Origin of the sequence: Nocardioides cavernaquae (assembly GCF_003600895.1) — a bacterium.
GTDB lineage: Bacteria > Actinomycetota > Actinomycetes > Propionibacteriales > Nocardioidaceae > Nocardioides > Nocardioides cavernaquae.
The window spans coordinates 536,290-555,947 of sequence record NZ_QYRP01000002.1; the positions used below are offsets into that span (position 1 = coordinate 536,290).

General features: G+C 64.9%; 20 protein-coding genes. 6 read left to right on the top strand and 14 right to left on the bottom strand.

Features of this window, described 5'->3' with window-relative positions; all coding sequences use genetic code 11:
• The first annotated feature begins 113 nt into the window (after positions 1-113).
• Positions 114-1,520: a hypothetical protein gene (locus D4739_RS02755; protein WP_120059146.1), complete on the top strand. Its 1,407-nt coding sequence runs from the start codon at positions 114-116 to the stop codon at positions 1,518-1,520.
• A 3-nt stretch (positions 1,521-1,523) separates the two neighbouring features.
• Here D4739_RS02755 and D4739_RS02760 read toward each other — a convergent pair whose 3' ends face one another.
• Positions 1,524-2,120 carry a TetR/AcrR family transcriptional regulator gene (locus tag D4739_RS02760; protein ID WP_220699217.1) on the bottom strand — a complete coding sequence of 199 codons (597 nt, stop codon included), beginning with the start codon at positions 2,118-2,120 and terminating at the stop codon, positions 1,524-1,526.
• A gap of 99 nt (positions 2,121-2,219) precedes the next feature.
• On the opposite strand from D4739_RS02760, the gene D4739_RS02765 reads away from it, so the two are divergent.
• Both D4739_RS02765 and D4739_RS02770 read left to right on the top strand, forming a co-directional pair.
• A complete protein-coding gene (locus tag D4739_RS02765) occupies positions 2,220-2,984 on the top strand; it encodes an SDR family oxidoreductase (protein WP_120059147.1) in 765 nt (254 codons plus the stop codon).
• Entirely contained in the window at positions 2,981-3,883 is a 903-nt protein-coding gene (locus tag D4739_RS02770) for an SDR family oxidoreductase (RefSeq protein WP_120059148.1), read from the top strand. Before D4739_RS02765 ends, D4739_RS02770 begins: the two co-directional genes overlap by 4 nt.
• A gap of 75 nt (positions 3,884-3,958) precedes the next feature.
• On the opposite strand, the gene D4739_RS02775 is transcribed toward D4739_RS02770, so the two are convergent.
• Complete coding sequence (locus D4739_RS02775) at positions 3,959-4,375, bottom strand: winged helix-turn-helix transcriptional regulator (protein WP_238473491.1); 417 nt, start codon at positions 4,373-4,375, stop codon at positions 3,959-3,961.
• Between the two features lie 115 nt (positions 4,376-4,490).
• Between D4739_RS02775 and D4739_RS02780 the strand changes: the two genes are divergently transcribed.
• Together D4739_RS02780 and D4739_RS02785 are read left to right on the top strand one after the other, a co-directional pair.
• Entirely contained in the window at positions 4,491-5,423 is a 933-nt protein-coding gene (locus D4739_RS02780; protein ID WP_182920281.1) for an NADP-dependent oxidoreductase, read from the top strand.
• A 132-nt stretch (positions 5,424-5,555) separates the two neighbouring features.
• The gene (locus tag D4739_RS02785; RefSeq protein WP_220699218.1) at positions 5,556-6,518 is read left to right on the top strand and encodes a LysR family transcriptional regulator; all 963 of its coding nucleotides are present in this window, start codon (positions 5,556-5,558) and stop codon (positions 6,516-6,518) included.
• 16 nt (positions 6,519-6,534) lie between these two features.
• On the opposite strand, the gene D4739_RS02790 is transcribed toward D4739_RS02785, so the two are convergent.
• From D4739_RS02790 to D4739_RS02825, 8 genes are all read right to left on the bottom strand, one after another.
• On the bottom strand, positions 6,535-7,068 hold the full coding sequence (locus D4739_RS02790; protein WP_120059150.1) for a CGNR zinc finger domain-containing protein: 534 nt from the start codon (positions 7,066-7,068) through the stop codon (positions 6,535-6,537).
• Between the two features lie 61 nt (positions 7,069-7,129).
• Positions 7,130-8,755, bottom strand: a complete 1,626-nt coding sequence (gene pruA, locus D4739_RS02795; protein WP_120059151.1) for an L-glutamate gamma-semialdehyde dehydrogenase — start codon at positions 8,753-8,755, stop codon at positions 7,130-7,132.
• A 23-nt stretch (positions 8,756-8,778) separates the two neighbouring features.
• A complete protein-coding gene (locus tag D4739_RS02800; RefSeq protein ID WP_120059152.1) occupies positions 8,779-9,705 on the bottom strand; it encodes a proline dehydrogenase family protein in 927 nt (308 codons plus the stop codon).
• 95 nt (positions 9,706-9,800) lie between these two features.
• Positions 9,801-10,715, bottom strand: coding sequence for an ornithine cyclodeaminase family protein (locus tag D4739_RS02805; protein ID WP_120059153.1), 915 nt, complete (start codon positions 10,713-10,715; stop codon positions 9,801-9,803).
• Positions 10,716-11,001: 286 nt separating this feature from the next.
• On the bottom strand, positions 11,002-12,012 hold the full coding sequence (lhpH, locus tag D4739_RS02810) for a trans-3-hydroxy-L-proline dehydratase (RefSeq protein WP_120059154.1): 1,011 nt from the start codon (positions 12,010-12,012) through the stop codon (positions 11,002-11,004).
• Between the two features lie 101 nt (positions 12,013-12,113).
• Positions 12,114-13,739, bottom strand: coding sequence for an N-acyl-D-amino-acid deacylase family protein (locus tag D4739_RS02815; protein ID WP_182920282.1), 1,626 nt, complete (start codon positions 13,737-13,739; stop codon positions 12,114-12,116).
• 350 nt (positions 13,740-14,089) lie between these two features.
• Entirely contained in the window at positions 14,090-14,779 is a 690-nt protein-coding gene (locus tag D4739_RS02820) for a GntR family transcriptional regulator (RefSeq protein WP_238473492.1), read from the bottom strand.
• A gap of 290 nt (positions 14,780-15,069) precedes the next feature.
• Entirely contained in the window at positions 15,070-15,780 is a 711-nt protein-coding gene (locus tag D4739_RS02825) for a substrate-binding periplasmic protein (protein ID WP_220699219.1), read from the bottom strand.
• A 22-nt stretch (positions 15,781-15,802) separates the two neighbouring features.
• Between D4739_RS02825 and D4739_RS17010 the strand changes: the two genes are divergently transcribed.
• On the top strand, positions 15,803-15,958 hold the full coding sequence (locus D4739_RS17010; protein ID WP_220699220.1) for a hypothetical protein: 156 nt from the start codon (positions 15,803-15,805) through the stop codon (positions 15,956-15,958).
• 38 nt (positions 15,959-15,996) lie between these two features.
• Here the strand turns inward: D4739_RS17010 and D4739_RS02830 are convergent, their stop codons facing one another.
• The 4 genes from D4739_RS02830 to D4739_RS02845 form a co-directional block, all read right to left on the bottom strand.
• Positions 15,997-16,653, bottom strand: a complete 657-nt coding sequence (locus D4739_RS02830; RefSeq protein ID WP_120059158.1) for an amino acid ABC transporter permease — start codon at positions 16,651-16,653, stop codon at positions 15,997-15,999.
• Complete coding sequence (locus D4739_RS02835) at positions 16,650-17,294, bottom strand: amino acid ABC transporter permease (protein WP_120059159.1); 645 nt, start codon at positions 17,292-17,294, stop codon at positions 16,650-16,652. The genes D4739_RS02830 and D4739_RS02835 overlap by 4 nt, the downstream gene beginning before the upstream one ends.
• 2 nt (positions 17,295-17,296) lie before the next feature.
• Positions 17,297-18,031 (bottom strand): amino acid ABC transporter ATP-binding protein, encoded by a 735-nt coding sequence (locus tag D4739_RS02840; protein WP_220699221.1) that lies wholly within the window; start codon positions 18,029-18,031, stop codon positions 17,297-17,299.
• 332 nt (positions 18,032-18,363) lie between these two features.
• The gene (locus D4739_RS02845) at positions 18,364-19,593 is read right to left on the bottom strand and encodes an MFS transporter (protein WP_120059161.1); all 1,230 of its coding nucleotides are present in this window, start codon (positions 19,591-19,593) and stop codon (positions 18,364-18,366) included.
• Between the last annotated feature and the right edge of the window lie 65 nt (positions 19,594-19,658).

The window sequence follows — 19,658 nt, forward strand, 5'->3', positions numbered from 1 at the left end:
GACGAGTGGCACGTGCATCATTTTGTCTTGAGTGATGCACGAAAGTGATGCACGATGGATCTGCAGTGGGTCTTTACCTGTGGCCCGGTGGCACCAGCCTAGGAGGCGGTCTCGTGGCCACACGCCCTCAACCAAAACTGCTCGCCCAGGGCAAGCCGCGCACGCTGGGCGGCAGTTCAAGGCCCTGGCGGGTGCGTCTGTACGCCCCCGGAGCAGGTAACAACAAGTACCAGGTCTACTTCCGGGCACCGGCGGGCGAAGGCGAGCCCTGGAAGCGGGTGCTGCGTCGGGCTGCCTCCGAGGAGGAGGCCCGCAAGATCTTCGCCCAGGCCGAGGCGGCTCTCGACACCGAGCAGGCGCTGCCCGTCGGCGCCGACGTCCGGGCGGCGCGCACGGTCCGGATGCTCGGCGAGGAGTACCTCAAGGACAGCATCGAGCGCGGCAAGCAGCCGCGCACGATGGAGCAGCGCGAGTCACGGCTCAACGCCCACATCCTGCCCACCATCGGAGCGGTGCCGGTGACGAAGTGGCGCGTCGAGCACAGCCGCAAGGTGATGGAGAAAGGATCGAAGACCCTTTTCTCCAACCGCGGTCGAGAGGACCTTCGCGGCCAGCTGGCCGCGATGCGCAAGCTCGCCTGGCGACTGGACTGGCTCGACCGCAGCGTCGATCCGCTGGACGGGCTCGAGATCGGTCGAGCCAACGTCCTCCACGGGGCCACGGCGCAGTACGTCGACCCTCGCCTCCGCCCCGAGACCCGCCAGGTCCGAGCGATGGCCGATGCCGCCGACAAGCTCTGCGGCCCGGACGGCACCGACCCGCAGATGATCCGCCTGCCGATGTTCGGAACCAAGATCCGCGTCGCCGGGTTCGGCGGGCTCCGCCTCGGCGAGCAGAACGCACTCCGCGCGATCGATGTCTTCTTCGAGCGTGGATACGTCCACGTCAACGGCTCGTGGATCACCCCACGCAAGGCGGCCGGATTCCGCGGCCCGGTGAAGAACCACACGCTTCACGAGGTGCCCCTGCCCAAGTCGCTCATGCATGACGAGCTCCTCCCCCGCGTCAAAGAACTTCTTGGCCTGCCTGCGAAGGCGACCTTCCAGCAGGTCATCAACGCCCAGGAAGCCGAGCGCCAGCGGCGCGCTTCCCGGGCCGCACGCGAGAAGGACACGAGCGTCGCCTGGTGGAACTACCCGGTCCCTCCCGAGGACGAGCTGTGGCTGTTCATCGACACCGCGACCGGCCTGCCCGTGAAGCCCGAGCTGCACAACGAGCGCTGGCACCGTGTGCGCGCGTGGGTCGACCAGAACGACCCCGACAACGCGTGGCCCCGCACGATCGTCTATCGCAACCTTCGCCATCACGCGGCGACGAGGTGGTTCCACGAAGAGCTCGGCGAGTCGTGGGAGGTCGTCGGCCAGTACCTCGGCGACAAACTCACCACTGTTCTGAACCACTACGTTCGCGCCGGCGAAGACGCGCTCCGCGATTCGGTCAACAAGCTCGCCGCCCGCTAACTGCTAGGCCCCCACGCCGCCAAACAGGTTGGCCACCAGAGCGTCAACAAAGTCGTGATCGAGCGGCCTGTCGGGGATCAAGAGCCGGTGGTAACAGGCACCCCAGAGTTGGTCCACAACACTCTCAGCATCAAGGTCAGCACGTAACTGGCCGATCGCTACGGCCGCTTCCAGCCGCGCAACTGCGAGCGCTCGGCGCGGACTGGAGTACGTCGCACGATACGACTCCATGAGGTCCGGGTCGGTCTGCGCCTGCCCGATCAGCTGGGCCAGCGCACGACCTGCGTGCGTCATCGAGAGCAGATCTACAAAGGCATGCAGCTGGCTGCGCAGATCGGCCCGGACGTTACCGGTGTCGGGGAACGCAAGCGTCGACTCCACTGCGCTGAAGTACCCCTCGAGCGCAAGCGCGCCCTTGGAGGGCCACCACTTGTAGATCGTCATCTTGCTGGCCCCACTGAGGGCGGCGACCTTTTCGATCGTGAACGCGCCCATGCCCTGGTCGACGAGCAGATCGCCTGCCGCCTGCAATACCTCGTCGCGCACCTCCGCGCTCGGTCGTCGCCCGCGCCCCATGTTGACCTCCTCGATCCCGCCCATTGAAACAGGTATTTGGACCTTGCGTCCATTTCTGTTTTTATGTACGCAGCGTACATAACACGGGAGATCCCCGTAACGCTTTCTGAAGGAGGCCCTCGCATGACCAGTACGACGCAGAGCAACCGCCCCGCCGCCGACCACACCCGCGTGGCACTCGTGACCGGAGCGTCCGGAGGTATCGGTCGCGCCGTCGCCGTAAGGCTCGGCGCAGCAGGCATGTCCGTCGGTGTCCACTACGCCGGCAACAAGGAGCGCGCACTCGAGACCGCACGTGAGGTCGAGGCAGCAGGCGGGCAGGCGTCACTCGTGACCGGCGACGTCGCGGACGAGGCCGCCGCCGCGGACATGTTCGACGCACTGGAAGAGGCCTACGGCGGCATCGATGTCGTCATCAACACCGCCGGGATCATGCTGTTGGCACCGCTCGCCGAACTCGACCTGGACGACTTCGACCGGCTTTACCGCACCAACGTGCGGGGAACCTTCGTCGTCTCGAAGCAGGCCGCCCGGCGGATCCGCTCCGGCGGTGCAATCGTCAACTTCTCCAGCACAGTAACCAAGCTGGCCCTGCCCACCTACACGGCGTACGCCGCCACCAAGGGTGCCGTCGACGCCATGACCCTGATCCTTGCCAAGGAGCTGCGCGGCCGCGACATCACCGTCAACGCCGTGGCACCCGGCCCGACCGCGACCGCACTGTTCCTCGACGGCAAGCCGGCAGCGGCCATCGAGGGCCTGCGCAACATGAGCCCCCTTCAGCGCCTCGGCCAGCCCGAGGACATTGCCGAGACCGTTGCCCACCTGGCCGGACCCGCCCGATGGATCAACGGCCAGGTCCTCTACGTCAACGGAGGCGTGGCATGACGAAGACCATCATCGTCACTGGAGCGTCGAGCGGATTCGGCGCCATGACCGTCCGGACCCTCGCCGACGCTGGCCACGTCGTCTACGCCGGCATGCGTCAGATCGACGACCGCAACGCGCCTGCGGCGCACCGTGCCAGGGCCTACGCCTCCGAGAATGGAGTCGACCTTCGGCCGATCGAGCTCGACGTCTCCGACCAGTCATCTGTCGATGCTGCAGTGCGCCTTGTCCTGGACGAACAGAACGGCATCGACGTGGTCGTCCACAACGCTGGCCACATGGTGCTGGGTCCCACCGAGGCCTTCACCCCTGAGCAACTGGCAGCCGCCTACGACATCAACGTGTTGTCCACGCAGCGCGTGAACCGCGCAATTCTGCCGCATCTTCGCGGTAGGCGCGACGGACTGCTGGTGTGGGTGGGCTCGACGAGCACGAGGGGCGGAACCCCGCCCTACCTGGCTCCGTACTTCGCCGCCAAGGCAGGCATGGACTCACTTGCGGTCAGCTATGCCGCGGAGCTCGCCAGGTTCGGAATTGACAGCGTCATCGTCGTTCCCGGGTCCTTCACGACCGGCACGAATCACTTCGCCAACGCTGGCCATCCTGCTGACGTCGACGTCGCCGCTGCCTACGAGACCGAGTACGCCGGCCTGATAGATCAGGTCGGCGCGAGCCTCGCCGAGATCGCACCGGCTGATGCCGACCCGCACCAGGTGGCCGAGGAGATCGCACTCGTCGTTGACACCCCGAAGGGCCAGCGGCCCTTCCGGATCCACATCGATCCCGTCGACGACGGCGCCGAGCTCGTCAACGCCGTGGGTGACCGCGTCCGCAGCGAGTTCTACCGTCGAATCGGCCTCGAGGACCTCCTTCGGCCCGCAGCCGCCACCCCGGCCTGAGTACCCCGGCAACGCACATCGCCGGCGATGCGGAGCGATCCGCGTCGTCGGCGAGCGTCGGCCTTGATGGCCCCATCAGTTCGGCGTCTCCCCCATGGCCCTCGCAGCGTCGTAGGAGTCGCGCGCCTCGAGCACTTCCATGATGTGCGCCTCCGACCAGGCCTTGAGCGCAGCCAGGACCGGAAGAACGTCGCGCCCGAGTGCCGTCAGTTCGTAGTCAACTCGCATCGGGACGGTCGGGGTAACCGACCGCGAGACGAGCCCGTCCCGCTCAAGGGTCCGCAGCGTGTGAGTAAGCATCTTCTGACTCGCACCGTTGATGCGGCGCATGAGTTCGCCATGGCGTTTCGGCCCGCCTGCCAGCGCATTGACCACGAGGCCGGCCCACTTGTCACCGAGCGTGGACACAACTTGGCGGGTCGGACAGGTTGCCATGAACGCGTCGAAGTCAGTCCTGCTCTGCGCAGCTAGCCGTTCCTTCGAGATGTACACCGCATACCTCATCGTCGCGCGCCGGGGTGGGCACAAAAAAGTACCTACTTACGAAAAGTTCCTAAGGCACGCATTGTGGTCCCGATTCCATCATCCACGCAAGAGAGGCAACACCATGTACCAGATCAACTTCACGGCGTACGGCGGCCCGGACGTACTCCGACTGGACGAAGTCGACGACCTCGGTCCAGTCGATGGCCTCGTTCGAATTCGCGTCCGTGCCGCTGCGGTCAACCCGGCAGACTTGCGGATCCGGCAGGGGCTGATGGCCAGCCGAACGCCTGACCTGCGGTTCCCTTTCCAGCTCGGATTCGACCTGGCCGGAACGCTTATCGACGATGCGCCCGGATTCGTCCAGGGTCAGCCGGTCGTGGCGACGCTTCCATGGTTTGCACGCGGCGGCGAGGGCAGCAATGCGCAGATCGTCGCCGTCGACCCATCATGGTTGGCGCCACTCCCCGAATCAGCCGACTGGGCGCTTGCCGGCTCGTTCCCGCTCAACGCGCTGACCGCCGACCAAGCTCTTGGCCTGGCGGCGGTCGAGCAGGGCCAGACCCTCCTGGTGACAGGAGTATCTGGCGCCGTCGGTGGGTTCGCAGCCCAGATCGCAGCGCTTCGAGGCCTTCGGGTGATCGGGGTGGTCAATCCGGGCGACGAGCAGTACCTCGACCACTTTGGAGTGGAGGCCATCGTGCGCGACGACTCGGCCGAGGTGTTGCGTCAGGTCACTGCCACCGCTCCGCTTGGAGTTGACGCGGTGCTGGACTTCGCAGGTATTGGCGCCGCCATGCTCGCGGGCATCCACGACGACGGGGTGTTCATCGCGCCCGCAGCACCGATGGCGCCGCCGACCGAGCGAGGGATCCGGGTCGACGCAGTCCTGCACCGTCCGGATGGCGCCCGACTGACCAACCTCGCTGCGGCTGTAATGGCCGGCGAGGTCTCGTGCCGCGTCAGCGAGTTCATCTCCATGGATAAGGCGGCGACGTCGCACGAGCGGGCCGGAGCACGAGGAACGACCGGCAAGGTTGTCCTTGACTTCTCGTGAGCCCGACGGCGGGACTGTCTAGTAGGCAGTCCCGCCGCCACAACTCGTCGGGTTGAGCAGCGCGAATCCTCCCGGCCGAGCAACTAGATCAGTGGTCATCACGTCACAAAAAATGACAGGTACGCTGTTGCGGTGGCCATCTCCTTTGATCTTCACCGACTGCGACTGTTACGCGAGTTGAAGCACCGGGGCACGATCAGCGCGGTGGCCGCCGCCATGTCCTACAGCCATTCCGCGGTGTCACAGCAGCTCAAGATTCTCGAATCCGAAGTGGGCACTCCCCTCCTCGAGCCCGATGGCAGGCGAGTGCGGCTCACCCCTCAGGCCGAGATCCTGGTTGAGCACGTTGAGGCCGTTCTTGAGCGACTTGATCAGGCCGATGCTGACCTCGCACGGACCCTGGGCGAGGTGACTGGGACATTTCGGATCGCGACTTTTCAGACCGTGATGATGGCGCTGATGCCGCCGGTACTGACCAGGGTTCGTGCTAGTTGCCCCCGACTTTCGCTTGAGTTGGCACACGCCGACCCAGGCGAGGCGCTGTCTCGGCTCCAGGTCCGAGAGTTCGACCTCGTTGTCGATGAGGTCTTTGCCGGGCAACCGCTCGCCCGATCGAGCCTGGTGACGCAAACGGTGATGCACCGGGACGCGATGCGTCTCGCTGTCCCTCCGCCGGGTCTGCCGTGGTCAGATCGGCGGCAGATTGCGGAGCTGTCGGACGCAGACTGGGTCATGGAGCCGCCCGGCAGCCCCGCGCGGGAGTGGGCGGACCGGATGTGTGCCGCTGCTGGGTTCACACCGAAGACTCGCTACGAATCGCCCGACATGGTCGTGCACGAGACCCTCGTTCGCGGCGGTCATGCGGTTGCCTTCCTGCCCGATCTGCTCTGGGTCGGTGCTGTGCCGGTGGTCGGCCTGCACCAACTTCGAGCCGGCGGCTACCGCGACATCGTCTGCAGCGTGCGTGCGGGCACGACCGACCACCCGGCAGTCAGGGCAACTACTGACGCGGTCGGTGAGGCCTGCGAACAGGCAGCTGTCGCCATTGCTACCCATCTTGAGCAAGGCACAACCGAGACGAAGAACGGTCAATGACCTCCACGATGCCGGTTCAGGCTCTGCGGCGCGCCCGATAGGCCGCCACTGCGCCGCGATTGCCGCAGGTGGTTGAGCAGTAGCGCCGCGAGCGATTTCGCGAGAGGTCCAGGATCACACCTTGGCAACCAGCCGCGTTGCAGACGCCGAGACGATCCATCTCGTCAGCCCGGATGACGTCGATCATCGCCATTGCGGTCTCGACCAGAATCCGGATGCTCAACGGCGCATCGTCGTCCACGGCGTGGAGATGCCAGTCGAGCGAATCGTGACGCACCACCCTCGGCAGGACTCGGCACTCTTCGAGGATGCCATTGACGAGTCCGACGGCCTCATCGCGCTCAGCCGCCAGCAGCTCCCGCAAGCGCAGCCTGATGGCCCGGACGTCATCAAGGTCCGCTCGGACACTTGGCGGTCGGCCCGTGTACCGGTTGCCCTCGAAGAATTCCCGGAGGGCCTGCACGGTATTGAGGCTGTCTGGCTCCAGGGCGCTGTTGGCCAGCGTGACGGCGGCTTCGAGCGCACCAGCCGTTTCAGGGGCGAAGGCCATGTCGAAACCTTACGTGCGCCTCAGGCGTGCAGCCCCGCTTGATCGTCCTCACTAGCGAGCCTCACGCCATATGGGGATAGGTGTGGTCAGTCGGCGGAACGAAGGTCTCCTTGATCGAGCGCGGACTGGTCCATCGCAGCAGGTTCAAGACCGATCCGGCCTTGTCGTTTGTCCCCGACGCGCGTCCGCCTCCGAAGGGCTGCTGACCGACGACAGCACCCGTCGGCCGGTCATTCACATAGAAGTTGCCGGCCGCGAATCGCAGAATGCGCCCCGCTTCGTCCACGGCCGCGCGGTCGTTGGCGAACACCGCACCCGTCAATGCGTACGGCGAGCCCTCGTCGACGGCCTTGAGCACCTCGGTCCAGTCGGCGTCGGGGAAGACGTGAATCGCAAGGAAGGGGCCGAAATATTCCTCACTGAACACTGCATCCGCGAGGTCGGAACACTCCACGACGGTGGGCCGGACGAACCAGCCCTTCGAATCGTCATAAGTGCCTCCTGCCACGACGTTGAGGCCTTCCGTGGCGTGCGCTCGGTCGATGGCCGACTGGAGCTTGGCGAAGGCTCGGGCGTCGATGAGCGCTCCGCCGAAATTCCCGAGGTCCGTTACGTCGCCGAACTCCAGCTGGTCGACGGTGGCGCAGAAGTCATCCTTGATCTCCGCCCAGACGGACTCAGGGATGAAGGCGCGTGATGCGGCGGAGCACTTCTGACCCTGGTACTCGAACGCTCCGCGGATCAGAGCGGTCTTCAGCGCTGCACGGTCGGCCGACGAATGGGCGACCACGAAGTCCTTGCCGCCGGTCTCGCCCACGAGGCGCGGATACGAGGCGTACCGATCAATGTTCTGGCCGACGGTTCGCCACAGGTGCTGGAACGTGTCGGTCGAACCTGTGAAGTGGATGCCAGCGAGGCTCGGGTGAGAAAGAAGGACCTCGGAGGCCTCGCGGCCATCACCTGTAAGCATGTTGATCACGCCGGGCGGAAGTCCTGCCGCCTCGAGCAGACGCATCGTCCACCAGGCCGACAGGGTCTGGGTCGGCGAGGGCTTCCAGATGACAGTGTTGCCCATAAGTGCTGGGGCGGTCGGCAGGTTGCCTGCGATGGCAGTGAAGTTGAACGGGGAGATCGCATAGACGAATCCCTCGAGCGGCCGGTGATCCATACGGTTCCAGACACCCGCGGAGCTGATCGGCTGCTCCTCCAGCAACTGGCGCCCATATCCGACGTTGAATCGCCAGAAGTCAGCCAGTTCGCAGGGCGTATCGATCTCCGCCTGCACCGCGGTCTTCGACTGCCCGAGCATCGTCGCGGCGGCAAGCCGCTCACGCCACGGACCCGACAGGAGGTCGGCGGCCCGCAGGAACACTGCGGCGCGCTCGTCAAACGACATCGCAGCCCAGGCCGGCGCGGCATCGGCCGCAGCCCGCACGGCCGCAGCCGCCTCGTCGCGTGTCGCCGTTCCAGCAGTACCGAGAACCTTCTGGTGGTTGTGGGGCTGTACGACGTTGAAGGACTCACCCCCGGCCATGGCCTGAACGCCACCGATGGTCTGAGTCAGCTCGACCGGAGCGGCTGCCTGTCGCGTGAGCTCATCCACGAGACGTGCTCGAGGACCGGTCCCCGGCGCATAGGAGTGCACGGGTTCGTTGACCGGAAGGGGAACCTGGGTGATCGACTGCACGGCATTGCCTTTCAAGTAGGGGGCTATCGGGAAATCAGAGCGCGCACAAAGAACGCGAGGTTTGCTGGCCGCTCTGCAAGCCGGCGAGTGAAGTAGCCGTACCAGTCGGTCCCGAACGGCACGTAGACACGCATCGTGTGGCCGTCCTGGGCCCGCTTCAGTTGCTCGTCCTGTCGAATTCCGTAGAGCATCTGGAATTCACCGGCGTCTTGGGCGCGACCGCTCGCCTCGAAGAGGAATGCAGCGATGTCGAGCAGGCGCGTGTCGTGGGAGGCGATCATCGGGTAGGCCCCTCCGTCGACGAGTGAACGCACGCAGCGGACGTACGCCGCGTCGACCGCAGCCCTCTTCTTGTGCGCCACCGAGGCCGGCTCTGCGTACGCGCCTTTGACGATGCGCACGCGCGACCCCGCATAGGCCAAATCGCGTGCGTCGCCTTCAGTACGGAGGAGCATGCTCTGGAGAACGCAGCCGACTCGCGGAAATTCGTTGCGCAACTCGGTCACCGTCGACAACGTGTGGTCGACCGTCGTGTGATCTTCCATGTCGAACGTGACATCGACACCCAGGCTGGCCGCATGCTCGACGAGCTTGTGGGCTCGGTCAGTCGAGGCACGGGGGCCGTCGGGGCCGAGCGACTGGCCCACGGCTGACAGCTTGACTGAGATCTCCGCCCCGTCGGCGAGCCGCGTCTCTGCCAGGGCCTCGACAAGGAACCGGTAGGCCTCAACGGTCTCGTCGGCCTGCCTCAGGTCGGTGATGTCCTCCCCGAGATAGTCGAGAGTTACCTTGAGCCCCTGGCTCGTGAGACGGCGTACTGCGGCAACCGCGCTCGGCGCCGTCTCACCCGCGACGAACCTCGCTACGACCTTCTCGTTCAACGCGCTGTCGGTCATCATCGACTGCACCGCAGGTCTCGAGGTTGCGCCCAGGAGGAGCTTTCCGTACATCAGTCATCCTTCCGTCTAGGACGGGGCCCGTCGCCCTGTCGCTGTCAGCTGATCCGGCATCGCGCACGTGAGACCGAGACGCACGCCACCGGAACTCACAAGTACTTCGTGGCCAGGAGGCGGACGATCGCCCAGTCCTGCGCCGCGACCCCGACGGACTTGAAGACGGTTCGGTCTCGCAGTTCGAGGGCCTCGTTGAGTGCTCGTCCGAGCGTGGTCAGATCGCCAAGCTCCAGAGCGCCGGATGCGAGGGCATGGATGATTTCGCCTGACTCCTCGAGGATGGCCTCGATGTCATCAACGACAACGGTCGAGTGCCCCAGCAGGTCGTCGGGGAGTTCCCGCATGGTGGGGCGGAAAGCGCCGATCGCATTCACGTGCACACGTGGCTTCAACATCGACGCGTCAAGGATCGGTGCCGTGGCCGATGTCGAACATGACACGATCTCCGCGTCCCTAACCGCCTCCCCCACCGAGGGCGCGATGCAGATATCCACCTCGGCCATCTCGCCCTGGAGAGTGTCGGCCAGAGCCTCGGCACGTGCCTGGTCTCGATTGCTGATCCAGAGTCGCCGGAGCGGTCGAACAACATTGACAGCGCGAACCTGATCCGCGGCCTGACCGCCCGCTCCGATGATGGCCATGCTGTCCGCCGCAGGGTGCGCGAGGAGATCGGTGGCCACGCCGGACACGGCGCCCGTGCGTAGCGCAGTGACCGCCGCGGCATCCGCAACGAGGCTGGCGGGGTCACCCAGACCTGCCCAGGTTGCCGTCCCGGCGATGGCCGGCACGCGGTCCGGGTTCAGGCTCAGCGTCTTGACTATCGCTGTCGCCGATTCGCGGTGGTGAGCGGTCATCACCAGGAACTGGCCGTCGCGGAGCGCGGTACGAACGGGTTGCTCAAACTGACCGTCCTCGAGGCCGAGAAACGCCTCGCGTACGGCGCCGATGGCTTCCGCCATGGTTACGCCGGCTCGCACTTCTTCGGCCGTGAGATTCACAGTCTTCATGTCTGTTCCTTCGCTCCTTTGCAAGTCGCGTCCAGGCCCGACGGAAGGCAATACTCCGCGGACCTCGCTCCAGTGCTATGTAGCATTGCACTGTCACATGCCGCACGCAACCCAGCAAGGCCAGGAGGAAGGCCCGACATTCGAGTCGCTCGCCTCGCTCGCGGCGTACAAGCTTCGAAATGCGCGCTTGGCCCCTGCCTTGACGGACAAAGGCCAAGCGAGAATCCATGTACGCAGATCCGCTCAGCGGATCTGACCAACGTTCTCCGAGCCAGGAGTGCGTGGGTCAGTGAGTGATCGAGAAGCCACGCGTGAGTGGGTCGCGGTCGTCGACGATCCAGTTGGCGAACCCGATGATGAATGCGTTTCCGCGGATCTCCGGCACCACGGCCTCGAACTCACCAACACGCGCCTCGGACAGGACTCGTCCTTCGAAGACGGAGCCGATGATCGACTCATTGACCAGGACGCCGTCGCTAGGCAGCTTGCCCTGGAGATACAACTGGGCGGTCCGACCTGCGGTGCCCGAACCAGTCGGCGAGCGATCGAGTTCCCGATCTGCGTAGATGCAGGCGTTGGCTTGGGTCGAATCAGCCTGCCTCGGCGGACCGTCGATGATGGTGCCGTACAGGCCGCGGATCGCAGGCTCATCCGGGTGAACGACGTCGTACTTTTCGTTCACCGCGTTCTTGATCTCCATCCCGAAGTCCTTGAGCCTGCTGGCGTCCTCCTCTCGGATCGTCAGATCGAAAGGCGAACCATCGGTGTAGAAGTAGAAGGCGCCGCCGTAGGCGATGTCGCCGGTGACCGGCCCGAAGCTTGGGGTCTCAACGGTTACGTCCTGCTTCCAGATGAAGGAGGGCACATTCACGAACCGGACCCCTGCGACGTTGGTGCCATCCCATTGCACAAAGGCCTCGATGAATCCGCAGGGAGCGTCGATTCCGACACGAGTCTCCGGCGAGGTCCGCTCAACCCACCCGAGCTCGACCGCAGCCGTCGCAAGCGCGATGATCCCGTGGCCGCAGTGAGGGCTGTAGTCGAGGTTCTGCATGAAGATGATCCCCAGATCGGCCCCCTCGGTCACCGGGTCAGTGAGGATTCCGCCGTACATGTCGCTATGCCCTCGAGGCTCCAGCATCAGCGCAGTCCGGATGTCGTCCGCGTGGGTTTGGAGCCATGCCGCGCGCTCCAGGATCGTGTTTCCCGGGATTCGCGGGCCGCCACCAGTAATGATCCTGAACGGCTCACCACCGGTGTGAACTTCGACGGTGCTGAAATGACGACTTGTCTTCACAGTTTCTCCTACGTTGATTCCATTGATGGTGAGAGTTGTGGCCTGGGTGGCGCATCCGCGACATTCGGATCAGTTCCGCGGCGCGGGCCGCAATCGCTGCGTTAGGCGCAGACGTCGAACAGCCCCACTCGACCGGGCGTCGCCTGCGTGACTTCACTCCCCCGGACGACAGCAATTCCGTTCACGAGGACCTCTCGGATGCCCGAAGACACGTGGGCGAGGCTGTCGGGTCGTACATCGCTTCCGACTGTCGAGGGATCGAACAGCACGAGATCGGCTGCCAGCCCTTCCTTGATGACGCCCCGGTTGGTGAGGCCGAGCTGGTCGGCCGGCGCGGAAGTCATTCGCCGCACCGCGTCCTCAAGAGAGAGCAGCTTCAGATCGCGCACAAATCGCCCGAGGGTCGTTGTCGCGTATCCCCAGTCCGACAAGGCGAAACCTCGGTGCGCGAGAGGTCCGTCCAGGCTTCCGATTGACCCATCCCCCATGATGATGAAATCGGGATCTGCGATGGCATCTCGCAAATCCGTCCAGTCGGCCCACCGTTCGTTCAGCATGACGCGGGCGAAGCGTTCGCCGGCGGCTGAGAGAAGGGCGATGGCCGCCTCTGCAACCGGCTTGCCCATGCCCTCAGCGATCCCGGCGAGCGTCTGGCCCACGTATCGCCCGTCGGTGCCGTCGTCGCTGATGTACATGTGCGCTGCGCCGCCTTGTTCGAACATCGCGACAAAACGCGGCTCGACGCTGGCCGCAATTCGGGAGGCGAATGCGGGGTCTTGGAGCCAGGCCCCGAACTCAGAACCTGCCTCAGCCTTGAATGCTTGCGGAACAAACGCTGTGATCGGAGAGGGCCCATATTCAAATGGGAAGACGTCGTACCTCGTGCGCACTCCTCGCTGATCAGCTGCACGAAGCACGTCGAGCGCCCTTCTCGCGAGGCTCTGGTCGGACTCGGTGGTGCGGCGCAGAAAGTGCGACATCTGGAGTCGCGCGCCTGTCCGTTCCGCGATGCTCACGCTCTCGGCCGCGGCCTCGACAATGAACTCGCCCCGGCTCCGGCAGTGGGTGGCGTAGAGGAGCCCCCGCGCTCCGACCGGGGCAGTTACGGCAGCGAGCTCCTCCGTGGTCGCCGCGATCCCCGGCGCGTACTCGAGCCCGGAGGATAGTCCTGCAGCGCCAGCGTCCAGAGCTTCCTCCGCCATGCCGACCATGACGGAAAGTTCGGACCGTGTGATGTGGCGCGTCTCAAAGCCGGCGACGGAGGAGCGTAGGACGCCGTGAGCCAGCAGGGGGACGACGTTGACCCCTACGCCACGATCGCGCAGTTTCGAGAGGTACTTCGGGAAGGTCGTGACGTCCCCGATTTCGTCGAGCTCGAGGCCGCCGCCCAGGGGCATCTCCTTCTGCGTCAGGTTGTTGCCGCCAATGAACGGGGCGACGCCGAACCCGCAATTGCCGGGAACGATTGTCGTGATCCCCTGGGTGACGGCGCTGTGAGCGCGTCCATCGACCAACAACGGCATGTCGGCGTGCGAATGAATGTCAATGAACCCTGGGGCCAGCACGAGACCCGTGCCGTCAATGACGTTGCGCGCCGAGAGCGATCCGGCCGCGGAAATGCGGTCGATCTTGTCGCCCACGACAGATACATCCGCAGACCGGGCGGGCGAGCCGGTCCCATCGACCAGGTTGACACTCCTGAAAACCGTGTCGGCGAGCTCATGCATGGTGAACGGACTCCTGAGGGGACCTAGGGGAACGCTGATTTCGTGAAGCCCGCGGACTCGGAGGTCGCCGAAGTTGGCGAACCACCCACCAGAATTCTGAACCCGACCAGTCATGCCCGTCTATCGCGCATGTTTAAAGCATTCAGGTAAGAAAACCTGACAGGTAGTGCCGCACGGTCCTCAGGTCCCCTGGTCGGCCGGCGAGGACGAGACAGCTTCAGTCGTGCGCACGGCGTACGGCCGCCCACCACTGAGCGCCGTCGTCAACGGGGCCCGAGGAACGATCCGCAGCCCGGGGGCGACCGAAAGAAATAGGGGGTCCGTCCGCGTCAGCAGCCCAACGCAGGGGCTCAGTCCCGGCGCGTCGTTTCCTGCCCGGTTGCCCAGAGGCCTCGAGCGTGGCTGATGTGCCGATACATCATTTGTTCGGCAGCCTTCGCGTCTCCGGCCTCGAGGAGGTCGACGATGAGGTGGTGCTCCCGCGCCGACTCGTCGAGCTTGTGTGACTCACTCAGCGATTGAATTCCGTAAAGGCGGGTTCGTGCTCGCAAGCTGGTCGCAAGTTCCACGAGCCGCGCATTCCCGAAGTACTCCAGAATCGCGGCATGGAACTGCCGGTCAACGGCCAGGAACTCCGTGAGGTCGCCTTCCTTCGCGGCGGAGACGATGTCGTCGGCCATGAGTCGCAGCCGCGGATATCCCTCGGCAGGGATTTTCCCCGCCACCCGCCCCACGATCGGCGGTTCGATGAGGAGGCGGATCTCGGTTATCTCATCGAGCTCTTGATCCGTGATCTGCGTGATCCGGAAACCCTTGTTCTTGACCGTCTCCACGAGGCCCTGCCGGGCCAGATCCATCATTGCCTCTCGCACCGGCGTCGCGGAAACCCCGAAAGCAGCGCCCAGCATCGGGGCCGAGTAGAGCGTCCCTTCCTTCAAGGCGCCAGAGATGATGGCAGCAGTGAGGGACTCCGTAACGCTCTCGCGGAGGTTCGGATGACGTCCGAGATGCGCGATCGGAAGGGTCTCATCGGGTTTCACTGCAATGACTCCTTGCGCGTGCGAGTGCATAGGCCGTGCTTGTTGAGCACAGTCGGTGCCGCGATCTTCCTGCGGCATCGACAAGGTCCGAGACATCAAGGAACCGTCCGGCGAGTTCGCTGACTGGTGCCAAGCTCACACCCCAAGGCCCATGCAGTTTGTGCCATGTTACGTGTTCCCGCGGGAATTGGGGCGACCAGGCACGCGGAGCCTGGCCCGAACCGCCTTGGCCCGACAAGACAGTGGGGTCGACGAGCGGAGGGGAACCCGCCGACCCCACCCGAGGCCGCCTAGCTGGCGGGGACGACGTACTGCTCGGAGCTGACCTTCGCCAGATCTGCCGAGAGGCCGACGGCCTCCAGCAGCTTGCCGAGGCTCCCGTCCGCCTGCTGCGCCTTGATCCCGTCGCTGATGGCGGTCTTGAGGCTGGCGTTTCCCTTGGTCAGAGGGAATCCGTCTTCGGCGGGGTTGTTGAGCGATCCGAAGTCCTCGCCGACGTCGCCGGTGGCAGGCACGACGGTGACATCGGAATTGCCCTTGAACTGAAGCGCTGCGACGGCGTAGGTCTCGAAGTCCGCGATCAGGCGTCCGGCATCAAAGTCGGCCTTGAGTTCAACCGGACTCGGGTACGAGATGAGTCGGTCACCGAAGATCTTCTCGAGGTCGGCGTTGGTCATGTAGCCGTCGACCGTGCCGACCTTCCCGTCCATGTCCCTGACCTCTTCGATGGTCTTCGCACCCGCCTTGGTGGTGATGCCCATGGCCTCGACGTACAGCGACGAACTGAAGTCCACCGCCTTCATCCGGTCTTCGGTCACCGCGATGCTGCCGGTTGCGATGTCGAGGTTGCCCTGCGCGATCGACGTGATTGCGTCTGCGTAGGTCGCCGGCTGCCAGGAGACCTCAAGGCAGTCGTCGGCGGCGATCTTCTTGACGATGGAGATGTCGATCCCGTCCGGCTTGCCGTCGTTGTAGCTGCTGAACGGCGGATAGTCGATCACTCCGACCGTGAGCGTTCCAGTCTTGACGGTGCTGATGTCGGAATGCTTGGGCGTGCAATCGGAACTCACGGTGGTGGAAGCGCCCGAGCCCCCGCAAGCACTGAGGCTCAACATGACGGCAGAGGCGACACACAGGATGCTGGCCTTGCTGATGATGGTGTTCATGATGCCCTTCTGATGGTTGTGTTGGTTCGGTAGGACGGACTCGGTCGACTACTAGGCGTAGGCGCGATTCATTCGCTTCTCGAAGTAGACGGTTATCCAGGTGGCGGGCAGAGTGACCGCCGCGTAGACCAATCCGGCGAGGACGAATACCTGCAGGTAGTTGAAGTCCCGACTGCCCAGATTGTTTGCGGCCTTCATGAGCTCCGGGACGGCGATGGTGTACGCGAGTGAGGTCGCTTGGAATACCTGGATCGACAGGCCCATCAGTCCCGGCGTTGCAGAGCGGAGGCCTTGAGGCATGACGATCCGCAGGAACGTGTGTCGGTCGGCCAGCCCCAGGGCGTTCGCCGCCTCGATCTGGCCGCGATGAACGGATTGGAATCCGGCGCGCATGACCTCACTGGAATAGGCAGCTGTGTTCCAGACCAGCCCGAGTGACGCCGCAGTCATGGCCTCCATCGTGATTCCGGCCTTGGGCAACCCGTAATAGAACAGGTACAAGACGACCAGGGCGGGTGCGCCACGGCCGATTTCGACAACGGCCAGGCTGATCGCACGCACGGCCAGGTTCTCCGACGAGACAGCCAGCCCGAGGAGCAGTCCGAGCGGATATCCCAGCGAGATCGAGATGAGCGCGAGGAGCAGACTGACTTGTAGGCCGTCCAGCATTGTGGGCAGGTAGTCGCCCCACACCGAAAGCCAGCTCATGCGTAGACCTCCTTCCGCATTCGGGAGTCGAGTCGCCTCGAGGCGTAGGCCACGGGCAGGCTGAGGAGGATGTAGAGGGCGCCGACGATGACGTAGGGCAGGATCCCCTCGACTGTCGGGTGCTGGCGTGCATAGGTCTGTGACTGGTAGACCATCTCGGCCACGATGATCGTTGAGGCGATTGACGAGTCCTTCAGGAGACTCATCAGGTACGTGGCGATGGACGGCGACACGATGCGGAAGGCGAGTGGCGCCCTGACGCCAAAGAACACGGCTCGGCTCCTCAGTCCCAGGGCCTGCGCTGCCTCAACCTTGCCGCGTGGAACTGCCTGCAGTCCGCCCCGATAGATCTCGGCGAGGTAGGCGATGGAGACGACGCCCAGGCCGAGGACGGCTGCCGCGAGGGGGCTGAGCCTGAAGGAGTCGAACTGAACGCCGAACTTCAACATGAAGAGCCAGACGATGACAGGAATGCCGCGGACGAGATCCACTGAGAGCCGACATACCAGCCAGATCAGGCGGTTCTTTGAGTTCAGGCCGAGTGCAACAGGGACAGCCCCGACGACACCGATGGCAAAGGCCGAACCGGTGAGCAACAGCGTCAGAGGCAGGCCCCGCAAGACAGCGAAGAATGCGTCCATGATCAGCGCTCGAGAACCGCGCGGAGGAACTGACGGGTGCGAGGCTCCTGCGGCGAGCTCATGATCTCGCGCGGGTCGCCCTGCTCGATGATCTTGCCGTCCGCCATCACCACCAGGGTGTCGGACACGTCACGAGCAAACTGCATCTCGTGGGTGACCACGATCATCGTCATTCCGTCTGAGGCAAGCTCGCGCATGACGGCCAAGACCTCAAGTCCAACCTCTGGGTCGAGCGCTGACGTCGGCTCGTCGAAAAGCATGATGCTCGGATCAAGGGCAAGAGCTCGCGCAATGGCGATGCGCTGCTGCTGTCCGCCAGAACAGCGCTCCGGATGCTGTCCGGCCTTCTCCGCCAGGCCAACGCGTTCAAGCAGCTGCATCGATCGGGCGTCTGCTTCCTGCTTGGTTCGCCCCAAAACCTTCTGCTGCGGATAGCTAATGTTCTTCAGCGCACTCATGTGCGGAAAGAGGTTGAAGGACTGAAACACCATTCCGACGCTTCGTCGCAATGCGGCGAGGTCGCGGCTGTTCACTGTCCTTCCCGGCTCAATAGTGTGACCGGCCACGCGAATGGTTCCGGCATCGGGACGTGCAAGCAGGTTGATGCAGCGCAGGAAGGTGCTCTTTCCTGCGCCGGACGGGCCGACGAGCGCGGTTACAGTTCCTGGCTCGACATGGAGCGTCACATCGTCGAGAACGACGTGATCGCCGTATCGCATCGAGATGTTGTCGATCATGATCCCGACGCCAGGAGCCATGCCTTGGCTTGCGGCAGTTGAAGTCGTCATTGCGATTAACCGTCATCTCCTCGGCAACATCGGATGGTGCGTCGTCTCGCTAGTACGCTGTGCCATGTTACATGTAACAGGGCGCTGATCGTCAAGGGCAACCGGGACGAGTTTTCGTACTTGCCGGATATGCGCCCCATCGGGTTGAAGCCCCGCCCCGCCGCGCCACACCGGAGCGGGATACGGACGCAGCGCCGCCCTGAAGGGCCGAGGGCGAACGAGACGGCCGCCAACCCCTCGCGGGGCGGGCGGCCGTCATCGCTCTTGAAAAGCCTGGGCGATCAGACGTCGGCAGAGGCCTGCGCGGGAGCTGCCGTAACAGTCGGGAGCGTGCTGGTGGCGGCGGTCCGTGCGATCAGCAGGACCACGAGGCCGACGGCGGTGATGCCGGCGCCGATCCAGATCGGCGAGGTGTAGCCGAGACCGGTGGAGATGCCGACTCCGCCTGCCCACGCACCGAGCGCGTTGCCTGCGTTGAACGCTCCGATGTTGGCACCGGAGGCAAGCGTCGGCGCCTGCCCGGCGTACACCATCACGCGGCTCTGCAGCGCCGGGACCGTGCCGAAGCCGAGCGTGCCCATGAGGAAGAGGGCGACGATGGTGGCGGGCTGGGAGCCCGCGACGAGCCCGAACCCGGCGAGTACGACGATGAGTGCTGCGACCACGCCGACGAGTGTTCCGTCGATGGAGCGATCCGCGAGGCGACCGCCGATCCAGTTGCCGACGACCAGTCCGGCGCCGAACAGCACGAGCAGCCACGGGACGGTGGACGAGGCGAAGCCGGTGACCTCGGTGAGCGTGTAGGCGATGTAGGTGAACGCGCCGAACATGCCGCCGTAGGCGAGGACCGTGATGGCGAGGGAGAACCAGACCTGGCTGGAGCGGAAGGCTCCGAGCTCGCGACGCAGGCTGACCTCGTCGGTGCCATTCCCGGCGCCGTTCCCGGCGCCGTTCCCGGGGTCCGTCGTGAGGTCGGGGACGAGGGCCGCGATGCCGATCAGGGCGATGACACCGATGCCGGCGATCGCCCAGAAGGTGGCCTGCCAGCCGGCCTGCTGGCCGAGGAACGTGCCGAACGGGACGCCCAGGACGTTGGCGGCGGTGAGGCCGGTGAACATGATCGCGACCGCACCGGCCTTCTTCTCCGGTGCGACGAGGCTTGAGGCGACGACGGCACCGATGCCGAAGAAGGCACCGTGGCACAGCGCCGCGACGATGCGGCCGGTCATGGCAATGCTGTACGTCGGCGCCGCAGCGGTGATGACGTTGCCGATGATGAAGAGCACGACGAGGCCGAGCAGGACCTTCTTGCGGTCCAGGCGGGTGGTGGCCGCGGTGAGGACCAGGGCGCCGACGACGACGCTGAGGGCGTAGCCGGAGATCAGCCATCCGGCGGCGGACTCGGAGACGCCGTAGTCAGCGGCGACCTCCGGCAGCAGGCCCATGATGACGAACTCGGTGAGCCCGATGCCGAAGCTCCCGAGTGCGAGAGCGATCAGACCGAGGGGCATGGGGTTTCTCCTCTGGATGTGAGAGAGTAGTTGCACACGCGGGATGTTGCGCGATGGAACTTATC

Excerpts from the sequence above, each read along its gene's own strand:
- D4739_RS02800 (WP_120059152.1), bottom strand. The coding sequence starts at position 9,705 with ATGTACGGAAAGCTCCTCCTGGGCGCAACCTCGAGACCTGCGGTGCAG.
- D4739_RS02845 (WP_120059161.1), bottom strand. The coding sequence starts at position 19,593 with ATGCCCCTCGGTCTGATCGCTCTCGCACTCGGGAGCTTCGGCATCGGG.
- D4739_RS02770 (WP_120059148.1), top strand. The coding sequence starts at position 2,981 with ATGACGAAGACCATCATCGTCACTGGAGCGTCGAGCGGATTCGGCGCC.
- D4739_RS02840 (WP_220699221.1), bottom strand. The coding sequence starts at position 18,031 with ATGATCGACAACATCTCGATGCGATACGGCGATCACGTCGTTCTCGAC.
- D4739_RS02830 (WP_120059158.1), bottom strand. The coding sequence starts at position 16,653 with ATGAGCTGGCTTTCGGTGTGGGGCGACTACCTGCCCACAATGCTGGAC.
- D4739_RS02780 (WP_182920281.1), top strand. The coding sequence starts at position 4,491 with ATGTACCAGATCAACTTCACGGCGTACGGCGGCCCGGACGTACTCCGA.
- D4739_RS02765 (WP_120059147.1), top strand. The coding sequence starts at position 2,220 with ATGACCAGTACGACGCAGAGCAACCGCCCCGCCGCCGACCACACCCGC.
- D4739_RS02815 (WP_182920282.1), bottom strand. The coding sequence starts at position 13,739 with ATGCATGAGCTCGCCGACACGGTTTTCAGGAGTGTCAACCTGGTCGAT.
- D4739_RS02790 (WP_120059150.1), bottom strand. The coding sequence starts at position 7,068 with ATGGCCTTCGCCCCTGAAACGGCTGGTGCGCTCGAAGCCGCCGTCACG.
- D4739_RS02805 (WP_120059153.1), bottom strand. The coding sequence starts at position 10,715 with ATGAAGACTGTGAATCTCACGGCCGAAGAAGTGCGAGCCGGCGTAACC.
- D4739_RS02835 (WP_120059159.1), bottom strand. The coding sequence starts at position 17,294 with ATGGACGCATTCTTCGCTGTCTTGCGGGGCCTGCCTCTGACGCTGTTG.
- D4739_RS02760 (WP_220699217.1), bottom strand. The coding sequence starts at position 2,120 with ATGGGCGGGATCGAGGAGGTCAACATGGGGCGCGGGCGACGACCGAGC.